This is a genomic window from Leclercia sp. TB492, from assembly GCF_049974505.2.
GTDB classification, from domain to species: domain Bacteria; phylum Pseudomonadota; class Gammaproteobacteria; order Enterobacterales; family Enterobacteriaceae; genus Enterobacter; species Enterobacter adecarboxylatus_C.
Window position 1 is genome coordinate 2,155,942 of sequence record NZ_CM127572.1, and the last position, 19,539, is coordinate 2,175,480.

General features: G+C 52.3%; 13 protein-coding genes. 9 read left to right on the top strand and 4 right to left on the bottom strand.

Annotated elements, in window-relative coordinates:
* Positions 1-59 precede the first annotated feature (59 nt).
* The 3 genes from ACP4QI_RS10260 to ACP4QI_RS10270 all read right to left on the bottom strand — a co-directional run bounded on the left by ACP4QI_RS10260 (position 60) and on the right by ACP4QI_RS10270 (position 4,666).
* Entirely contained in the window at positions 60-2,720 is a 2,661-nt protein-coding gene (locus ACP4QI_RS10260) for a YadA-like family protein (RefSeq protein WP_426494706.1), read from the bottom strand.
* A 66-nt stretch (positions 2,721-2,786) separates the two neighbouring features.
* Positions 2,787-3,017 (bottom strand): hypothetical protein, encoded by a 231-nt coding sequence (locus tag ACP4QI_RS10265; protein WP_285127690.1) that lies wholly within the window; start codon positions 3,015-3,017, stop codon positions 2,787-2,789.
* 911 nt (positions 3,018-3,928) lie between these two features.
* Complete coding sequence (locus ACP4QI_RS10270) at positions 3,929-4,666, bottom strand: SDR family oxidoreductase (protein WP_426494938.1); 738 nt, start codon at positions 4,664-4,666, stop codon at positions 3,929-3,931.
* A gap of 751 nt (positions 4,667-5,417) precedes the next feature.
* On the opposite strand from ACP4QI_RS10270, the gene ACP4QI_RS10275 reads away from it, so the two are divergent.
* The 6 genes from ACP4QI_RS10275 to pgaD all read left to right on the top strand — a co-directional run bounded on the left by ACP4QI_RS10275 (position 5,418) and on the right by pgaD (position 14,221).
* Positions 5,418-6,173 carry a Slam-dependent surface lipoprotein gene (locus ACP4QI_RS10275; RefSeq protein WP_426494705.1) on the top strand — a complete coding sequence of 252 codons (756 nt, stop codon included), beginning with the start codon at positions 5,418-5,420 and terminating at the stop codon, positions 6,171-6,173.
* A gap of 52 nt (positions 6,174-6,225) precedes the next feature.
* Positions 6,226-7,641 (top strand): surface lipoprotein assembly modifier, encoded by a 1,416-nt coding sequence (locus tag ACP4QI_RS10280; RefSeq protein WP_426494704.1) that lies wholly within the window; start codon positions 6,226-6,228, stop codon positions 7,639-7,641.
* Positions 7,642-7,965: 324 nt separating this feature from the next.
* Entirely contained in the window at positions 7,966-10,431 is a 2,466-nt protein-coding gene (gene pgaA / locus ACP4QI_RS10285) for a poly-beta-1,6 N-acetyl-D-glucosamine export porin PgaA (RefSeq protein WP_426494703.1), read from the top strand.
* Positions 10,432-10,440: 9 nt separating this feature from the next.
* Positions 10,441-12,456 carry a poly-beta-1,6-N-acetyl-D-glucosamine N-deacetylase PgaB gene (gene pgaB / locus ACP4QI_RS10290; protein WP_142489370.1) on the top strand — a complete coding sequence of 672 codons (2,016 nt, stop codon included), beginning with the start codon at positions 10,441-10,443 and terminating at the stop codon, positions 12,454-12,456.
* Positions 12,453-13,787, top strand: a complete 1,335-nt coding sequence (gene pgaC / locus ACP4QI_RS10295) for a poly-beta-1,6-N-acetyl-D-glucosamine synthase (RefSeq protein WP_426494702.1) — start codon at positions 12,453-12,455, stop codon at positions 13,785-13,787. Before pgaB ends, pgaC begins: the two co-directional genes overlap by 4 nt.
* Positions 13,784-14,221: a poly-beta-1,6-N-acetyl-D-glucosamine biosynthesis protein PgaD gene (gene pgaD / locus ACP4QI_RS10300; protein ID WP_156263705.1), complete on the top strand. Its 438-nt coding sequence runs from the start codon at positions 13,784-13,786 to the stop codon at positions 14,219-14,221. The genes pgaC and pgaD overlap by 4 nt, the downstream gene beginning before the upstream one ends.
* 1,688 nt (positions 14,222-15,909) lie before the next feature.
* On the opposite strand, the gene ACP4QI_RS10305 is transcribed toward pgaD, so the two are convergent.
* Positions 15,910-16,107 (bottom strand): hypothetical protein, encoded by a 198-nt coding sequence (locus tag ACP4QI_RS10305; protein WP_156263707.1) that lies wholly within the window; start codon positions 16,105-16,107, stop codon positions 15,910-15,912.
* 225 nt (positions 16,108-16,332) lie between these two features.
* Between ACP4QI_RS10305 and ACP4QI_RS10310 the strand changes: the two genes are divergently transcribed.
* The 3 genes from ACP4QI_RS10310 to urtA all read left to right on the top strand — a co-directional run bounded on the left by ACP4QI_RS10310 (position 16,333) and on the right by urtA (position 19,537).
* A complete protein-coding gene (locus ACP4QI_RS10310; protein WP_231312333.1) occupies positions 16,333-16,659 on the top strand; it encodes a hypothetical protein in 327 nt (108 codons plus the stop codon).
* 298 nt (positions 16,660-16,957) lie between these two features.
* Positions 16,958-18,061 carry a cobalamin-independent methionine synthase II family protein gene (locus tag ACP4QI_RS10315; RefSeq protein ID WP_142489377.1) on the top strand — a complete coding sequence of 368 codons (1,104 nt, stop codon included), beginning with the start codon at positions 16,958-16,960 and terminating at the stop codon, positions 18,059-18,061.
* Positions 18,062-18,265: 204 nt separating this feature from the next.
* Complete coding sequence (gene urtA / locus ACP4QI_RS10320; RefSeq protein WP_142489378.1) at positions 18,266-19,537, top strand: urea ABC transporter substrate-binding protein; 1,272 nt, start codon at positions 18,266-18,268, stop codon at positions 19,535-19,537.
* The last annotated feature ends 2 nt before the right edge of the window (positions 19,538-19,539 follow it).

Genomic DNA, 19,539 nt, shown 5'->3' on the forward strand with positions numbered 1-19,539 from the left:
GTTTTACTTTTTGCCGTCAGCGTAACGCCGGGCATTGTCGTAGAGGTTTACGCACATGCTTAGTAGCTCACCAGGAAGCCAGCGCCAGCACCTACGTTGCCCTGGGTGTCCCAGCTCAGGCCGGATTTAACGGTCACGTTCTGAGAAACACGGGCACTAACACCAGCGGCGAGCGCGTTTTCACCGTTGAACGTACCGACAGCCATACCGAAACCAGCGGTGTGATCCTGCGGAGTCTGAGGGATCTGGGTCAGTGCGATAGCACCAGCCACGCCCGCGCGGAATTCTTTACGGTCTTTGTTCTGCTGGTTTTGCAGTTTGTTAAAGTTGGTTTTGTTGTTGGCTTCCAGATCCGTGATACGCGCTTCATGGTTCGCCAGCTGTTTGCTATTGGCCGCTACTTTCTGGTTGGTTTTCACCTGCTCGTCATGCTGCTGCTGGATACGCGCGTCAGTATCGGCAAAGCGGGTATCTACAGAGCGGGCACGCTGCTGGTAGGTGCTGGTATCAACCTTCTGATCCACTTCACGTTGCAGGGTAGTGAACGTCTGAGAGTGTTTAGCCAGCTCAGCTTTGTTCGTTGCAACGCCGTCGGCGTTCTGCTGCTCTGCACTCTGAGCGCGGGATGTTTCAGCGGTCAGTGCTGAGGTATCCGCTTTGCCAGCCAGCGCAGTAGTGTTCTGCTGAATGCTGGTAGCATTCTGCTGCACCTGCGTTTTATCAGCTTTGGTCTGATCCAGTTGCTGCTCAGCCTGCGTAGCGCGGCTTGCTTCATCCCCGATATCCTGACGGTTTTTGCTGATAGCCTGGCCGTCGTACTGCTCATCCAGTGATACGCGCTGCTGGAGGGCGGTAAACGAGGTCTGGTCAGCTTTGGTAGCCAGCGCGGCAGTGTTAGTCGCAACAGCAGCGGTATTGCTGGCGATATCAGCGTGGTTCTGTTGAACACCGTTAGCCAAGTACACTTCGCCCTGCGCCAGCTGCTGCACGCCACCGGAGTTTTTGGTAACAGCGGCTTTGTCTGCTTTGTTGACAATCGCGTTGGTGTTGGACGTTACCAGCCCAGCGATGCGTGATTCTTCACCCTGTGCGCGGGTGGTTTCGGTAGCCAGTGCAGCCTGATCCGCTTTGGTGTCGATAAGAGCGGTATTCGCTTTCTCTGCTCCTTCGACGCGCGACTGCTCAGCTTTAAGCGCGGAATCCTGGCGATCCTGGTCGGTTTTGAATGCGCCTTGGTCAACTTTCTGCGACAGAGAGGTATTGATACCCTGAATGTCCTGCTCATTCTTATCTGCCTTTTGGGCGATAGGAGTCAGATCGGCTTTGTCAGCTTTATTGGCGAGGTCGAACTTAACGCCGGAGATCTCATTGCTGTTTTTCTGGATGTTAGTTTTCAGCGGATCCAGGTCGGTTTTGTCGGCCTTGTTGGCGATGTCGGCGGCGTTCTTCGTGATACCGCTTTGCAGCGGAGTCAGATCCGCTTTGTCTGCTTTATCGGCCAGCGTCTGCTGAATGTTCGCCTGGTCAGCGTTATATGCTGCCTGGTCAACTTTGCCAGCCAGTGCTGTTGTATTGGACTGAACAGCACCTTCCAGAGTGGTGATTTTGGCGGTGTTGCCGCTGATCAGACCATCCTGTGCGGTGTCTTTAGCCTGAATACCCTTAATGGCGGTTTCGTTGGTATCAATGCGGTTATTGGCGGCATCCAGAGCAAGCTGGTCGGCCTTAAGAGCAATGGCTGCGGTGTTAGCGGTGATCAGGCCAGAGTTTGCCGTTTCAGCAGCTTTTGCTCGACTAACCTCAGCAGCCAGTGCTGAATCCTGCGCGGTGTCTTTCGTACCCTGTGCGGTCTGAAAGTCAGTAAGATCTTTACCGACCTTGGTGATGTCTGCCTTATTGGTATCAATGCGGCCAGCCAGGGCGTTGCCAGTTGCCAGCAAGTCAGCGTTGCTCGCCTTTTTGGCGATCTCGGCATCCTGTGCTTTATCAGTAGTGGCCTGAGTGGCGGCTTGCTGTTTGATTTTGTCACGCAGCAGGTTATCGGCATCAACGCGGTGCGTTGCTTCATCGTCGATTTTCTTCTGGATGCTCAACGCCAGCTGGTTAACGCCGGTGGCGGTGCTTTCAGCCTTTGTCTTGGCGGCATCAGCCACGCCCTGAGCCTTGGCAATCGCTGCGTCGTGCTGGGTATCAGCATCAATGGAGCGTTTAATCTCGTCGTTCACCTTGCCGCCAACGGTCAGCAGATCTGCCTGGCTGGCTTTCTTAGCCAGCGCATTGTTTACGCGGCTGGTTTCGGCTTTCGCTGCGTCATCCTGGCGTTTCTGGTCTTTATCGAAATCGGCTTTGGTAGCTAAACCAGAGGCTTGGGACTGGAGAGCCTGCACGCTTGCGGCGTTCTGCTGGATCAGCTTGTCCTGACCTTTGTTTTTAGTATTCATACTGCTGATGACCTGATGGTTACGGTCAATCTGGGATTGCAGGTCGGCGCGGTTCTTCTGGATAACGGAATCCTGTTGTGTGTCTTTGGCATCACCACGGATGATGTCAGAACCGATACCAGCCACCTGGCCTTCGAGTACACCGATACGGCCATCCTGGGTTGCGTCATAAGCAGATTGACCAGGAGCGGTGACAACTGGAGTAGGAGGGGTTGCAACCGCCTGAGCATTGGATGTGATGGCGGTCAATACTACTGTTGCAAGTAACGTTTTTTTCACTTTAATCCTGCTATCATTCTGTTGATTGGTGTTTGCGATAACCCGTCTAGTTTGGCGACGAGGGGGTTATTGCTTTGCTATATCTGCGGCGAGGGAAACCTCGCCGTACTTCACTTTGAGTAACTCGATCGCCTCTCCGACAATTTCCTGCCGTGATTTCCGGTGTTGGAACGACAACACCCTGACTGCTTCATACAGCGACTCGTCGAGCCTGGTACTGAACATAACCAGCTTTGACGCTGGCTTGTCCTTATTCCCTTTTCCTTTTTGGGTTGCTTGATTATGTTCGGTATTCATAGAGCCTCATGGTGCTGCTGTTAAACCGTATTAGCGTATCGGGATTGGAAGTTGAGGCTTTGGTGGAAACATGTCAACACGTAATAAGTGTTTAAGAATTGTTGCATTAGTCATGAATATAATTCATTTTAAATACATGCGTATTTTCAATTGAAAGTCACAAGACAGTCACGACATTGCTAGTAACTCATGTGACTATTATTCACTCAAACTGAAATTAAAATGCGTTTATTTAGTCTTTAATATGTCATAAGTCTGCGCAATGCCGCACACTGCAACACTTCGCAACGTCTGCTTACCAACACAAACCCTTCTCCTCTCACACCCATGGCCTCTGGCATCAGAAACTTTAGCCAGCAACAATGCGTTCCCCATTAATTGCCGGACTTTGTTTTAATGTGGTTAATTTTTTAAAATTGATGTAAAAATGCGCAATAACAGACTTTGTTCGAAGCGCAAAAAAAACGCTAAAAAGTTTGATTTTAGTCAATCTTAAGCGAGGGTGTAATATGACCATAGGTAACTAATGCGATGAGGGTAGCGACAGAGTAAAACGAAACAGTCATCAATTAGGGTGATTGTTTCTTGGTATTAGTCTGATGGGGTTTTGTGGATTATAAGTATCATTAGTCAATCTATAGTGTGGTAGAAATAAACATTCACCCTGGATTATTGACGACAAAAATTCACAACTTCATAACCATCTCTGAAAGAGTTGATAGTGACAACAATAAAACAGATTGGTTTGCTCGGCATAAAATGAGAATGTCCGCTTCTCGCTCACAGCAGACCTTCAGCTCAGTTAGCTCGTCCGCTTCGTGCCAGAAGCGAACAGTCTCATGGAGCGTGTAGGTCCGCTATGAGTTAGGATCGGACGTTAACTGCTCCGATAAGCGTCGCCAGATTCAGCTTCAGACTCCCAGTTTTTCGCGAGTTGGACCTTCAAAGTAGATGCTACTGACATGGCAACTACGCGGTTGAGCCAGCACAAAACGAATTGCTTCCCAGACTGAACGCCCATTCATCAGACGTTCCCCCATTTTGGGTCGGCTATCGACAAACGTACCTAACCCTGTTAGTTCGAAATCCGGAGGATACAACCCAGTCACACGTATATTTTCTTCGGACAACTGTTGCGAGAGTTTAGTTGTAAATCCGCTAAGCCCGTGTTTGCTGGCAAAAAAAGCGGGGTGCGCAATTGAATCTGTAAAATTTGGAATCCCACATGAAGATATAATTGAAACGATATCCGCACTTTCTGAACGTCTTAACCCGGGTAGTAACGCCTGAGTCAGTAGAATTGAACCTGTCAGTCCCGAACTGACGGTATTGATAATCTCTGTGTTTGGTTGATCGTCTAACGTTCCTGACAGCCATTGAGCAGCATTAAGGATTAAAATGTCTATGGGTCTGTCTGAAGTTAACAACTGTGAAGAAAACTGAGAAAGGGATTCAGGCTGAGTCAAATCACAGATATATCCTTTCGCCATTCCGCCTTCAGCCTTGATGATACCGCAAGTTTTTTGAATATCATCAACACACCTCGCGCAAAAATCTACCTCGACGCCTTCTCGTGCCAGCCACACGCTCAGCGCCTGACCAAATCCCGCGCCGCCACCGGTAATCACAGCTCTTTTACCTCTCAGCATCTTCATCCATCCTTTATTAATGATTGTGTGGATGTAGATATACATGAGGAGGTAGATTGGCATCTTTCAGTTAGTGCCATTTTGAGACGACAGGAAGACGCTGTATATCCAGACCATTTGGTGCCTGAACATCGCATTAAGTATCGTTATGAATTTTCTGATGTAGACTTTAATAGCGACTTTTTTAGGCTTTCTACGTGTAATGCGGCGTATAGAAGTTATCAATCTTAGGGTTAATCAGCACTGCTGAACGCATAGCCATATACAGTGTTGCCCGCCAGCTGCCCGCTGTCTCAGTCATTCGGGCATACGCCAACCAGCGTCGGAACAGGCAAAATAACCCACAACAGCGGAAGTGGTTTGTTGGTTGAACTCAGCCTGACGCATACATTATTGCTCTGATACAAGGGTTAAAATAATTTCAGTGTTGTTGCGTTGAAAAAATAATAAATGCTGCAAAAAAATGTAAAGACCTGAGTGACATAATTTGTACTAAGCACAAAAGAGAATGAATTAGGGCAAATAATAGAAAGCGCGTGAAAGAAACGCTAATTAATCGCCTTAAGTCAAATTAATGCCGCTTAACAGATCCATAGGTTCAACGTTGTGTAAGTGGTTGTTAAGATTAATCTTAGAATTGGCGGAAATAAGGACTATTCATTAGAGATGCTGAATGTTTTGGCGTAAATTTATTCGCAAAAATTATGTTACAAATTCTACGAATTTATTCACAACCAAGGACGTTTAGCGTATGGGGATCTTAAAACCTGGATTATTACTGACTGCTTTTGCGCTGACTGCATGTGGTGGCGGCGGTGGTGGCGGCGGTGGCGGCGGTGGCGGTGGCGACAGCGCGCCCCCGGTAACTACTGCGCCTGTGCAAACGGATAACGGCAATACGGATACCGCACCGGAAACCCCTGCCACGGCACCGGTCAGCCTGACCACCGGCGGTACCCTTTCTGGTTGGACCTACACCACCCCTGAGGGCCGTGAATATGTTTTGCGCAACTCCGGGATCTCTGCGGGCTCGGTGCAAACTCATGGGGTCACCCGTGGTGGTGGCCAATTCCTGATCTCCTCAACATCATGGTGCTGTGGCCGTATGAGTTACACCATCTTCGGTACCTGGACACAGCATGAAACAGGGCAGCATGAGGTCTTCTACACCGGGGATGCCACGCTCGCGGCTAACATGCCAACCCAGGGAACGGCGACCTATGTGGGTCAGGGTATGCGTGAAAGTAACCTGAGTGATGCTCGCTTTGACATTGATTTTGCGGCGAAAACCATCACTGGCACCATTGCCGCCAATGATACCTTTGGTAGCGAAATTGCGATGCAGGGCAACATTGCCAACGGTGGTTTCACCGGTAACGCGCAATCCGGCGGGCAGGAGGGGACGTTCACCGGACATTTCAATGGCCCTACGGCTGAAGAGTTGGGCGGTCTGGCGCAGTTTACAGACACGACTAAAAACGCATCCTTTGGCGCGACACGTCAATAAATCGTTTTCCGGTCAGCCTGGCTGACCGGACCTTCAGATGGTAAGCCTTTCTATGAATATTTTGCGTACTGGCGCACTGGGTTTGCTGTGCCCGCTCAGCGTTGCGTTTGCTGCGCCGCCGGAAACCGACTCGATTCCTGCTGCTCCCCACTTTGAACGACTGACCACGCCGGACAAGCGCACCGAGCCTGGCGACAAGACGCTGCATGTTACCAATACTCAACTGGCGGAACAGCCAGAGCTGGCGATGGCGCTGCTCGATCAGGCCATTCGTGAAGAAAAGTGGCCGATGGTTCGTGCCATTCTACCCGTCTATGCGGCGTCACCCAATCCGGATTCTACCCTGATTCATTTTGCGAAAGCCGGGCTGGCGCGCAGTCAGGGGCATTATGCAGAGGCGATTGAACACTATCGCGCTATTCTGACCAGGCACCCTGACTTTGCTGCGGTGCGTCTGGATTTAGCGCGTGCCATGTTTGAAAATCGTCAGTTTGACGCAGCTGATTATCAATTTCGTCGTGTATTACAAAGCAACCCGCCGGAGAATATTCAGCAGGTCATTGCACAATACCTTGAGCGTATTCAGAAAGGCAGCACATTAACGGGTTCATTCAGCGTGAGTTATCTGAATGACAGCAATGTGAATAATGCTTCATCGGGTAAAACCATTCGGGTTGGCGATCGTCTGTTTATTCGTAATAAGGATAGTTTCCCTCAGCGCGGAGAAGGTTTCTGGTTCAATGGCGCATTACAAAAAGATGTCCAACTCTACGATCAGCATGGCTTGCGATTTCTAGGTACGGTAAACGGTAAGAGTTACTGGAATAATCATGATTTTGATGATATTACCACCCGTGCTTATGCTGGATATCAATGGCGTAATTTCCGGCAGCAATTTGCCCTGTTGCCTTTTTATGAAAAAAGATGGTATGGCACCGACGCGTACTCTTCTGGCCCTGGCGTCCGCGCCGAATACAGTTATTTACTTACGCCCACCTGGCAGGTGAGTCAGGCGCTGGAATATCAGAAACTGGATTATGATGATGAAAATTATCGATTCTTGCGCGGGCAAAATCGTTACTCTTCCACAACCCTGTCCCATGCCTTCAGTAACCGGGTGTCAGGGTTTGCCGGCTTCGATCTGCTCGATCAGCAGACCTTCACTCGCAGTGAGTCTAACCACCGGGTAGGTTTGCGCAGCGGGGTGCAGGTTGATATGCCCTGGCAACTCTCTTTTGCCGCCGCCACGGCCATTGCCAGACGCAATTATCAGGCCGACAGTGATATCTTTTCGACGCGACGGAAAGATAACGAACAGATCTATAACCTCTCGCTCTGGCATCGAGACCTTTATTTCTTTGGGGTGATGCCGAAACTGAATTTCACCTATAAACGGGTCGATAGCAATATCGATTTCTATGATTATCGTCAGAGGAATGTCACGCTTTCTGTGGATAAGAATTTTTAACAGACGTTTGCCAGGCCATTTTAGTGAGTATGCAGAAAAAGACTAATACGAAAGAATGAATTTAACATGAAAAGCACGCTACGGCGTGTTTTTTTATTTCATGAGTTGGTAAAAGGCAAGCGTGGCTGCTAACTTTTCGAGTGCCGTCCAGGTGTTTTTTTTAAAACAAGTAGTCATTGACTGGATAATGGTAAATACGAAAAAAGTATGACATTTCAAATTCATCTGTACTTTTTTGTTTCTTGTTTAGCTATTAAATTTCCGTCATCTTTTAGTCATGAATAAATGAAAAGCTCACGTTAAAACAGAGATTAAGGGTTAGCCATGTTCAGAGTTTCCTGCTCCTCTTGCGTTATTAAACCCTTACGTTCAGGACGATATTTATTAATGGTGAGCATGTTATTCCCGACATGGGCATACGCCGAAATGTCTGCCTACGACGAACTTATTATTCAGGCACGGGATGGCGACCGCCAGCCTTTATTGCAATACCTTGCCGTTCGGGAAAAGCAGACACAGTTAACGGCGGGAGAGATTGCTGACTGGCTTCAGGTTTCCTCATGGGCCAATAATGACGTTGAGACGCTGGCGGTATGGGATCGTTATCGCCAAAGCATGGCCATCCCTGCCAGAGGGCAGGTCGCTGCCGCCCGCGCGCTGCGTAACCAAAAGCAGTGGAATGACTCGTTGGCCGTCTGGGAAACCGTTCTGCAAGATGAGCCCGGCAATAGCGACGCCCGCACCGGCTGGATAATGACGCTCGCAGATGCCCATCGCAACGAGCAGGCCATCACCGAAGCCCGGCGCTGGGCAGACGAGGAGCCGGGGCCAGAGAGGGAGGCACTGCTGGCTTATGTTTATCATGCTCAGGGGAAAAACTGGGATTCAGTACTGGCGGCCAGCCAAATCGATACCGATTCAGACCACAACAAAAACGTGGTGCCCACGCTGCTGGCTGCCATGTCGGCCAACCGCATTGCCGGCCCCGCGCTGACCCTTTCAGAGCGCTTCCCGCAGCCTGATGCCATTACACGTCAACTTGAACTGGATGCGGCGGCGCAAACCGTCCGCACTGCGTTTACGCCCACCCGCAATGAAGAGGAACGATTTCTGGTGGCAGATAAAGCACTGGCTCGCTATGACGCGCTGATTGCCGAGTGGAAATCCCATCCCGAGGCGCAAGGTGATGTGCGACGCGCCAGAATTGACCGGCTGGGGGCGCTGGTTATCCGTAAACGCATGGATGAAGCGATTGCCGAATTTGAATCGCTCGAGGCGAGCGGAACGCCGGTTCCTGACTACGCCAGACGATGGGTCGCTTCTGCATATCTTGCGCAGAAGCAGCCGGACAAAGCCGAGTCGCTGCTTGAAAGCATCTATTTTCCGCGAGGCTCGACCCTGGCATCACAGCCGTTGACCATGGACGATCAACAGGAACTGCTGTTTGCCCGTCTCGATAACAACCATTTCGACGAAGCGAAGCAGCAACTGGATACATACACTAAAGAGAACCCTTACCTGCGACAGGTCTACGGTTCTCCTACGCCGGAGCCCAATGACAGCTGGCTGCTGGCCAGAACCTTAAAAACCGAATATCTGGTCGCTACCAATAATTTGCCTGCAGCCGAGACGCATGCGGAGCGGTTGGCGCGAACAGGATCGGGTAACCAGGCACTGCGTATTGCCTATGCGTCAGTGCTGCTGGCGAGAGGATTACCCCGTGCCGCAGAGCGTGAACTTAAGCTTGCCGAAGTCATTGAACCCAGCAACCTGGAGCTGGAACGGCAACAAGCCTGGACGGCCATGGAGCTACAGGAGTGGCAGCAGGCCGACGAACTGACGAAGGATGTAGTTACCCGCAGCCCGGATGACGCCGCCACGTTGCAGCTTGAACGACTGATGGCGTTGCACAACAAAGCTGAACTGCGGATAGCCGGGTCTCAGGGCATCTCATCCGACAGCCCGGTCAGTGGCAAAAATGATTTTACCCTCAACGCTGCGCTTTATAGCCCACCTGTTAATCAAAACTGGCGACTGTTTACCGGCTACAACTTTGCCCGTGGCGAATTTGAGGAGGGGAAGGGAATAAGCCGGGACCTGCTGGCGGGTGCGGAATGGACGTCAAGGAATAGCTGGGCCGAAATGGAGGTCTCCGGGCGCAACGATGGCAGCGATCAGAAAATCGGCGGACGCCTCTCTGGCTGGTACGATTTCACCGACAGCTGGCGGGTCGGGGGCTCGGCGGAGCGGTTATCCCGTAACACGCCGCTGCGTGCCCTGCGCAATGGGGTAAACGCCAACGGTGGAGATCTGTGGTTACGCTGGTATCAGAACGAACGACGCGAATATCAAGTTTCGCTTTTCGGTGCCCATTTCACCGACGGCAACGATCGACTGGAATACGGTATCAGCGGTAAAGAACGCCTCTGGACGCTACCACGTTTTACTCTGGATTTTATCCCCGGCATCGGCGGCAGCCATAACAGCAAAGAAAATGTGCCTTATTACAACCCCAAGCGCGATCTTGCAGCGGTTGCAGGGCTGCGCGCCGAACAGGTGCTGTACCGCCATTACGACACGGTCTGGAAGCAGCAGTTTGAGGCGGGGGCGGGCGGCTACTGGCAAAAAGGGCACAGTGCCGGGGCCATCAATCAGTTAGGTTACGGGCAACGTATTCAATGGAATAACGTAGTGGATGCCGGGGTGAAACTGACCTGGGATAAGCGTCCATACGACGGGAAGCGGGAGCGCAATATTGCCCTCGCATTTGATCTGAATGTCAGGTTTTAAGGGCGCTTCATGATGAAACGATGGCTTCTCGCCGCGAGGGTAATCGTCGGGTGGATGATGATGAGCATGTGTGCATTGGCCGCGGCACCGCGTTACCTTCCTCCCGCCGAGCGTCCGGCGCTGTATGCGGACCAGCGCTGGCCCACAAACAGCTTTCTGGTACTGGGCTGGCATGACGTGGAGGACGGTGCCGCCGATCAGCGCTATCTGTCCGTGCGCACCAGCGCCCTGAACGACCAGTTTGCCTGGTTGCATGATAACGGCTACCACCCGATTAGCGTGCAGCAGGTGCTGGATGCCCATGCCGGAAAAATCACCTTGCCTGAAAAGGCGGTGATGCTGACCTTTGATGATGGATACAGTAGCTTCTCGACACGCGTTTTGCCGCTGCTTCGGTTGTTCAAATGGCCTGCTCTGTGGGCGCCTGTCGGTAGTTGGGTGGATGCACCGGAACATTCGCTGGTGGATTTTGGCGGACTAAAGACGCCGCGGGAAAAGTTTGCCACCTGGAAAATGGTACGCGAGGCCAGCGAGTCGGGGCTCGTGGAAGTGGGGGCGCACACCTGGGCCTCCCATTACGGCCATCAGGCCAATCCGCAAGGCAGTAAGGAGCCCGCAGTCGCTAACCGGTTTTACGATAAAACCAGCGGACAGTACGAAACGGATGCGCAGTTTGAACAGCGTATTCGTGCTGACCTGTCGCGCATTTCGGGCAAAATCGAAGAGGTCACCGGGAAAGCACCGCGAGCCTGGGTCTGGCCCTACGGTGCGGCGAGCGGGACAACACTGAAGCTCGCGCATCAGCAGGGCTACCAGATAGCTTTCACCCTGAACCAGGGGCTGGCAAATGCCGCAAATCTGGAAGATGTTCCCCGGGTGCTGATTTCCAATAACCCTTCGCTGCGTAGCTTCGCCAGCCAGATAGCTCAGGTCAGGGAACCTGAAACTATGCGGGTTATGCATGTCGATCTCGACTATGTGTACGACAAAAACCTGGCTCAACAGCGTAAAAATATCGATCTGCTCATTCAGCGGGTTTTCGATATGAAGATCACCCATGTCTTTTTACAGGCCTATGCCGATCCGAAAGGGGACGGCAACGTCAATGCGCTCTATTTCCCCAGTCGCTGGCTCCCTATGCGGGCGGATCTGTTTAACTTCGTTTCCTGGCAGTTGCAGACCCGTGCCGCAGTGAAGGTTTACGCCTGGATGCCGGTACTGGCGTTTGGGTTAGACCCCTCGGTGCCTCGCGTGGCGGCCTGGTCGTCAGACACCGGACGAATTGCGCCAGATAATCGCCAGTATTTGCGCTTATCACCCTGGAGTGCGGTTGCCCGGCAGAGAATCAACGACATCTACGAGGACCTGGCGCGCCATGCCAACTTCAGCGGCATTCTGTTCCATGATGACGCTTTTTTGACCGACTTTGAGGATGCCTCCCCGGATGCGCTCAAAGCCTATCGTTTAGCAGGTTTCCCGGACGATCTCGCGCAGATCCGCGCCAACCCGGAACTGCTGGCGCGCTGGACGCGCTTTAAAAGTCGCGCCCTGATTGATTTTACCCGGGAGCTCACGCAAACCGTGCGTGCGGTGCGCGGCCCACAGATCAAAACCGCCCGCAACATTTACGCCATGCCGGTACTGGATCCCCAGAGCGAAACCTGGTTTGCGCAGAATCTGAATGATTTTCTCGGCACCTACGACTGGACAGCCCCGATGGCGATGCCGCTGATGGAGAATGTCCCGGTCAACGATGCCAATGCCTGGCTGGACAGACTCGTCGGGCAGGTAGCCCGTTACCCCGGCGCGCTGGATAAAACGGTCTTTGAACTTCAGGCACGCGACTGGCGTAAGGGGGCAGGGCAGGACAACATTAGCGGTGAAATGCTTAACGGGTGGATGCGGCAGCTCAAGCTGAGCGGTGCCAGAAACTATGGCTACTACCCGGACGATTTCATTAACGATCAACCCCGGATGGCAGAGATCCGTTCTGCTTTTTCCTCCTACTGGTATCCGCAAAAATGACCGATCGCCTCATCGCCTTTCTGATCCTTTGCCTGATGTTCAGTTTTCCGCTCGGCGTGGCGGTGATTTTTACCGGTGAAGTGATCCTTGATTTCGTCTTTTTCTGGCCGCTTTTTATGTCGGCCCTCTGGATAAGCGGTGGGCTTTACTTCTGGTTTCACCGCGAGCGCCACTGGTCATGGGGGCCGGGCACACCGCCACCTGTACTCGAAGGCAATCCGCTGATTTCCATTCTTGTGCCGTGCTTTAACGAAGGGCTGAATGCCCGTGAGACTATCGAAGCGGCGCTGGCGCAACGTTATGAAAATATAGAAGTGATTGCTATCAATGACGGTTCTATCGACAGCACCGCGGCCGTGCTGGACAAGCTAGCGAGTGAATATACGCGGCTGCGGGTGATTCATCTGGCGGAAAATCAGGGTAAAGCGGTAGCCCTGCAGGCGGGTGCCGCGGCGGCGCGCAGTGATTTTCTGGTGTGTATTGATGGTGATGCGCTGCTGGATAAAGATGCGGCGGTGTATATGGTCGCACCACTGCTCAATCACCCTCGCGTGGGTGCCGTGACCGGTAATCCGCGTATCCGTACGCGTTCAACGCTGGTTGGGCGAGTCCAGGTGGGGGAATTTTCATCTATCATCGGCCTTATCAAGCGTACCCAGCGCGTCTATGGTCAGGTCTTTACCGTTTCCGGTGTCATTGCCGCTTATCGCCGTCGCGCCCTGGCAGAGGTGGGGTACTGGAGCCCGGATATGATCACGGAAGATATTGATATCAGTTGGAAGTTACAACTGCGCCACTGGTCAATTTTCTTCGAACCTCGTGCGCTGTGTTGGATTTTGATGCCCGAGACGCTGAAAGGGCTCTGGAAGCAGCGTCTGCGCTGGGCGCAGGGGGGCGCGGAGGTGTTTATCGTCAATATGCGTCGCTTGTGGAACTGGGAGTACCGGCGCATGTGGCCTCTGTTTATTGAGTTTTGTATGTCAACCGCATGGGCCTTTGCCTATGCCGTCAGCATTCTGTTGTTTATCTTCGGGCTGCTTATTCCGATGCCCGATTCTTTATATGTTCAGCACCTTTTCCCACCGGCTTTTACTGGCCTGATGCTGGGCGTGGTCTGTCTGTTGCAGTTCACGGTCAGTCTGATTATCGAAAGACGCTACGAGAAAGGTATTGCGGCCTCTCTGTTCTGGATTATCTGGTTTCCGGTGGTGTACTGGATGTTGAGCCTGTTCACTACGCTTGTGGCTTTCCCGAAAGTCATGCTGCGCCGCAAACGCAGCAGAGCTCGTTGGGTAAGTCCCGATCGCGGTATTGGGAGATTAAAACCATGATCCAACCTTTAATTTTTACTGAACAACGGCTGTTTCCACGCGCGCTGGATTCCCTGTTAACCATCGTTGCCTGGCTGGGGTTTGGCTGGCTGATTTACAGTGGTCTGATAACCGCGATTGAACACAATCCTTTTATGGGGACCAGACCGTTCTACACCACGCTCAGTACGTTGAGTATCTACCTGCTGGTGGCCTGTCTCATAAGTCTGGCGCTGATCGCCTGGGCAAAATATAACCAGCTGCGCTTTCGTATTGAGCGTCGTAAGCGCCGGCCTGAACTTGAGCGCCATGAGGTTGCGGCAAGTTTCAATATCACCCCCGAACTGGCGCTAATGATGAGTCAGGCCAAAGTCTTTACCCTCGCTCATTATGATACGGGGGCAATTGACCGCGTGTGGATGGCGAAAATTCTCGCTAACGTGCAGCGCGAGTAACGAAAAACCTGCCGGTAATTCTGGATGTTTGCTGGCAGGTTTTTTATGGAGTGCCTGCGGCTCGCTTAATACAGGAGGGCATGAATCGGCGTGCGTAGTGCGCCGCCTGTAGCTCCGGGGCGATGGTCCTGCCGATATGTGTAGTTGTAACGAAATTGAATTAACCGATATTGCGAACCCGCAATTTTTACTTTGAAATCATTATTTGGTAAGTAACAAACAGGCCAATACTGATAATTACAATCGCAGCAATGACATTGAAAATTATTTCACCAGTGGTGGCTGGCAGCTTCTTCCCACCATAGCCAGTCCCACCGCTATAGTTCCCTGAATTCGCGTTGTCAGATGAAGATACGTAGGAGTTGTTGTAGCTGGAAGTATGGTGCCGGGTCTTGCTGCGCTCATTTTCTCCACAGTCAGGGCAATAGTGATTAGTAATAGTTCTGTGACAGGTTGGGCAGGTAGCCATGGCGCACCTCTTCAAAAGTGGAGTGAAATAATAACGAAACCATCGACTTCATATTTCTATTGTTTTTATGGCTTGCCGTGTTGTGCTTAAACTAAAGCTTTTGCAGTGCTTTCCTTAGGCGTAGCTTTTACTTTTACAAAAGTTACTGTTTCTATCAATCCCCATTTTTAGTGGGCGCCAGGTTTGCCATACACGTCTGCCATCAGCCCCGTTTGACCTGTTTTTCTGTATGCCTGGATAACCGCGCACCGCAGATCGCTCAAGCTAGTGACAAATGCAAAATACGTTCTAATATTCTGTAGGACAAAAACTGAGAACATGGAGTTTCTTATGACGGTTGCTATGTTGACAGCCTTATCTGCGTTGCTGATTGTGTCGGGGCTTATCTACTTTTTGAGGCAGTTAGTAAATACATGGTGTGACCCCGAACGTCACTAGGCAGGCGGAGGTTGCCCTGATGGATTTCCTTCGCCGGCAACAGGCTATGCAGGGCGCAGGCTACCACCTGTGAACATTTACAATATAGGGATCGACAGCCGCGTCCTGGAAACAACCGCCTTCGGGCGGTTTTTTATTGCCAGATGAATTGTGTCGTTTGCGGATTAAAGGTTATGGTGGCTGCACTCCAGTTCTTTTCGGCACGCATTTTCTCTATGCAATGCGTGGCGTAAAGAGCATCTGGTGGAGTGAAAGAGGTATATTCGCGTTCGCGGGTTAACTTGAAATCATGTTTAGAGCCAAAAATTAAACCCTGAATGCGTATGCCTTCATTTTAGGTCCTTATACGGAAAAAACGACGCGTACACCATGCGATAATGTTTTCCCTTCATTAGATATAATCAAGGATATAAGCATGCATACGCGCACAACCCTTTTTGAACAATGGCTCCAGTACTCGATGACGACCTACTGTGATACATGGCCACCCACACTAACAGACGCCATAGGATTGCTGGCCGCGGTTATCACGCTTCTGGCTGTGAAAAGGAATTCGTATAAAACGCTTCGGATCTACATACCCGCTTTCTTGAATTTTTTTATACTTTCGCGAAAATAAAAAGTTACTTTTTGGAGAAACAGCCGTCATTCGCTGGCTTTTCTCATATCTTCAGGGCTGCCACCTCGTTCAGGACGCTATAACTCCCTGCCACCAGGCTGGGTTACGGCAATAAAAAAGCAGGATTAACATCCTGCTTTAGTGTGTTTAGCTTTCGCTAAACTATTTGCCAGATAGATTTCGCCAGATACTCTGGCTAATCCCAAAAGCCATTGCTAAACAAAACCCGCCGGCAGACCATCGTTCAATCCCCTCTGCCATAATGAATATGGCAATTCCTGTCACCGCCAGTGGCAGCGCAGCGATAAAGAAAAGAGCGACATTACAGAACACCTGGCCTGCAGTAAGTTTTTGAGACATGGTAATACCCTTATTGAACGAAACCGTCGACAACAGTTGTTGTTATTCTTGGGTGGTTTTTTACGTTCAAGGGGAAAGAGCACTATCTCATCGCTGGTCTTTACGGGCAATCCTGATTTTTTGTAGGGAGTCGCCAGTGAATCCCCGTCGGGTGATGGCAGATTATTTCATATTCAGGGTAAGCCCTATTATGATGCCATGTTGCACGTTTGGACTTACAGAAGGATGAGCATGGATTTTTCCCCTTTACTACACGCGTTGGCTGCCGTAACGATCCAGTGTCTTTTCGGCCTGAAACTGGGCAGATGGGGAATCGGTGGTGCGCTGGGTTCCCTGTGGTTTATCGCCCGTGAGCAAACCCAGGCTGAATACCGCTGGATTGCCCTGTTTGGGCATGGTAAGCGCGCCAACATGCCGTGGTGGGGCGGGTTTGACTGGCAGGTGTGGAATATGGCCAGCCTGCTCGACTGGCTGGTTCCGGTTATCGCCTGTACAGCCGTCTGGCTAGTCGCGCGTTACCGTTCATCCTCAACCCGCTCAGAGCTCGTTTAACCTTCATTTATCTTTCTCATGCTAACCTGGTCAGGATCCGCAGCCCGGTATGGAATGCCGGGTCCGTAGATATCAAAATACAAATCTATCCATGCAAGCATTTACCGCCAGTCTCTGGCGGTTTTTTTTTGCCCTTCAGACCAACATGAATTTTTTTCAATACCGATGAATTTTTCTCGTTTGCCGTGCGGCGCAGGCTATGACATCTTTTGGACATATAGCCATCCAGAAGTCTAAATGTTCAAATAATGAATTATCACTGTCGGCAATTACCTGGCGGCAGTTAAAGGAGATAAGCATGCAGCGACAACACGCCCCGAACCGTGCCGATGTGGTAGGCAGTTTCTTACGTCCCGATGCCATCAAACAGGCGCGGGTGAAGTTCGCCAGCGGTGAAATCGACGCGCAGCAGCTGCGTGCGGTAGAAGACGAGGCGATTCGCCATGTGGTAGAGCAGCAGTGCGCCTGCGGCTTAAACGTAGTGACCGACGGCGAGTTCCGTCGCGCCTGGTGGCACTTTGATTTCTTCGACGGCCTACAGGGCGTGGAGCGTTACGACTCAAACCAGGGGATCCAGTTTAACGGCGTGCAGACCAAAGCCCACGGCGTGCGCGTGACCGGCAAGCTGGGGTTCGGCAGCCATCCGATGCTGGATGATTTCCGCTACCTCCAGAGCGTCAGCGGCAACGCCCAGCCGAAGATGACCATCCCGAGCCCGAGCGTGCTGCACTTCCGCGGAGGACGTAAGGATATCGATGCCACCGTCTATCCGGATCTGGAGGTTTATTTCGACGACCTGGCGCAGACCTGGCGCGATGCCATTCACGCTTTCTACGCGGCGGGCTGTCGCAACCTGCAGCTGGACGACACCGTCTGGGCCTACCTCTGCTCCGACGATCAGCGCCGCCAGATCCGCGAGCGCGGCGATGACCCGGACCAGCTGGCGCATACCTATGCCCGCGTGCTGAATAAGGCCCTGGAAGGCAAGCCGGACGACCTGACCATCGGACTGCACGTCTGCCGCGGTAACTTCCGTTCGACCTGGATCTCCGAAGGAGGCTACGAGCCGGTGGCCGAAATTCTGTTTGGCACCGTCAACGTCGATGCCTTCTTCCTCGAATACGACAACGATCGTAGCGGCGACTTTGCCCCGTTACGCTTTGTCCGTCCGGGCAAGCAGCAGGTGGTGCTGGGGCTGATCACCACTAAAAGCGGCGAGCTGGAAAACCCGGAAGGGGTGAAAGCGCGTCTGGAAGAGGCAGCGAAGTACGTGGCGAAAAGCCAGATCTGCCTCAGCCCGCAGTGCGGCTTTGCCTCCACCGAAGAGGGCAACGCCCTGACCGAAGCCCAGCAGTGGGATAAGGTTCGCCTGGTCACCCAAATCGCCAGCGAAGTCTGGTAACGATTTCTCCACAGCGTTGCATTAATTAAGTGCAACGCTGTGCCATTCTGATCCGCCCCTGCGTTTAAAACCCTCTCCAGCCCCCTGATCCTGCTGATTTTTCGTTCTGGCATCCTTTTTGCTCTGTCTAATCCTGAATGCTTTTTCTGCGTCCACGCCGTAACGGACGATTTCGCACAGCGTTGTTTTTCAGGAGTGAAAATTATGCATCGTCGTACCTTGTTAAAAGCCTTTGCTTTATCGGCCTCCGTGGTGGCCATGGGGATGAGTTTCAGCGTGCAGGCAGCCGACACCATCAAGATTGGCATCATGCACTCGCTCTCCGGCACGATGGCGATTTCCGAAACGCCGCTGAAAGATGTGGCGCTGATGACCATCGACGAGATCAACGCCAAAGGCGGCGTGCTGGGCAAAAAGCTGGAGCCGGTGGTGGTGGATCCCGCCTCCAACTGGCCGCTGTTTGCCGAGAAAGCCCGTCAGCTGTTAAGCCAGGATAAGGTGGCGGCGGTCTTTGGCTGCTGGACCTCGGTCTCGCGCAAATCGGTGTTGCCGGTGTTTGAGGAGCTGAACGGTCTGCTGTTCTACCCGGTGCAGTACGAAGGGGAAGAGATGTCCCCGAACGTCTTCTACACCGGCGCAGCACCTAACCAGCAGGCCATCCCGGCGGTGGAGTACCTGATGAGCGAAGACGGCGGGGCGGCGAAGCGCTTCTTCCTGCTGGGTACCGACTATGTCTACCCGCGCACCACCAACAAAATTCTGCGCGCCTTCCTGCACTCAAAAGGGGTGCAGGATAAAGATATCGAAGAGGTCTACACCCCGTTCGGCCATAGCGATTACCAGACCATCGTCGCCAGCATTAAGAAATTCTCTGCCGCAGGCAAAACCGCGGTGGTCTCCACCATCAACGGCGACTCCAACGTGCCGTTCTACAAAGAGCTGGCTAACCAGGGCGTAAAAGCCACCGACGTGCCGGTCGTCGCCTTCTCGGTGGGGGAAGAGGAGCTGCGCGGCATCGATACCAAACCGCTGGTGGGCAACCTGGCGGCGTGGAACTACTTCGAGTCCGTGGATAACCCGGCCAACCAGACCTTCGTCGCAGCCTATAAAAACTGGGCCAAAGCGCAGAAGCTGCCGAACGCCGGCACGGTGGTGACCAACGACCCGATGGAAGCGACCTATGTGGGGATCCACATGTGGGCCCAGGCGGTGGAAAAAGCGGGCACTACCGACGTGGATAAAGTCCGCGCCGCAATGGCAGGCCAGTCCTTCAAAGCACCATCGGGCTTCACCCTGACCATGGATGCCACCAACCACCACCTGCATAAGCCGGTGATGATTGGCGAAATCGAGGGTAACGGCCAGTTCAACGTGGTGTGGCAGACCGAAGCCCCGGTCCGCGCTCAGCCCTGGAGCCCGTACATCGCCGGGAATGATAAAAAGCCCGACACCCCAATCAAAACTGCCAGCAACTGAAT

Bases quoted from the DNA above. Each gene is read 5' to 3' on its own strand.
- pgaA (WP_426494703.1), top strand. From the start codon at position 7,966: ATGTTCAGAGTTTCCTGCTCCTCTTGCGTTATTAAACCCTTACGTTCA.
- ACP4QI_RS10310 (WP_231312333.1), top strand. From the start codon at position 16,333: ATGAGCATGGATTTTTCCCCTTTACTACACGCGTTGGCTGCCGTAACG.
- ACP4QI_RS10265 (WP_285127690.1), bottom strand. From the start codon at position 3,017: ATGAATACCGAACATAATCAAGCAACCCAAAAAGGAAAAGGGAATAAG.
- ACP4QI_RS10305 (WP_156263707.1), bottom strand. From the start codon at position 16,107: ATGTCTCAAAAACTTACTGCAGGCCAGGTGTTCTGTAATGTCGCTCTT.
- ACP4QI_RS10270 (WP_426494938.1), bottom strand. From the start codon at position 4,666: ATGCTGAGAGGTAAAAGAGCTGTGATTACCGGTGGCGGCGCGGGATTT.
- ACP4QI_RS10275 (WP_426494705.1), top strand. From the start codon at position 5,418: ATGGGGATCTTAAAACCTGGATTATTACTGACTGCTTTTGCGCTGACT.
- ACP4QI_RS10280 (WP_426494704.1), top strand. From the start codon at position 6,226: ATGAATATTTTGCGTACTGGCGCACTGGGTTTGCTGTGCCCGCTCAGC.
- pgaC (WP_426494702.1), top strand. From the start codon at position 12,453: ATGACCGATCGCCTCATCGCCTTTCTGATCCTTTGCCTGATGTTCAGT.
- ACP4QI_RS10315 (WP_142489377.1), top strand. From the start codon at position 16,958: ATGCAGCGACAACACGCCCCGAACCGTGCCGATGTGGTAGGCAGTTTC.
- pgaD (WP_156263705.1), top strand. From the start codon at position 13,784: ATGATCCAACCTTTAATTTTTACTGAACAACGGCTGTTTCCACGCGCG.
- urtA (WP_142489378.1), top strand. From the start codon at position 18,266: ATGCATCGTCGTACCTTGTTAAAAGCCTTTGCTTTATCGGCCTCCGTG.
- pgaB (WP_142489370.1), top strand. From the start codon at position 10,441: ATGATGAAACGATGGCTTCTCGCCGCGAGGGTAATCGTCGGGTGGATG.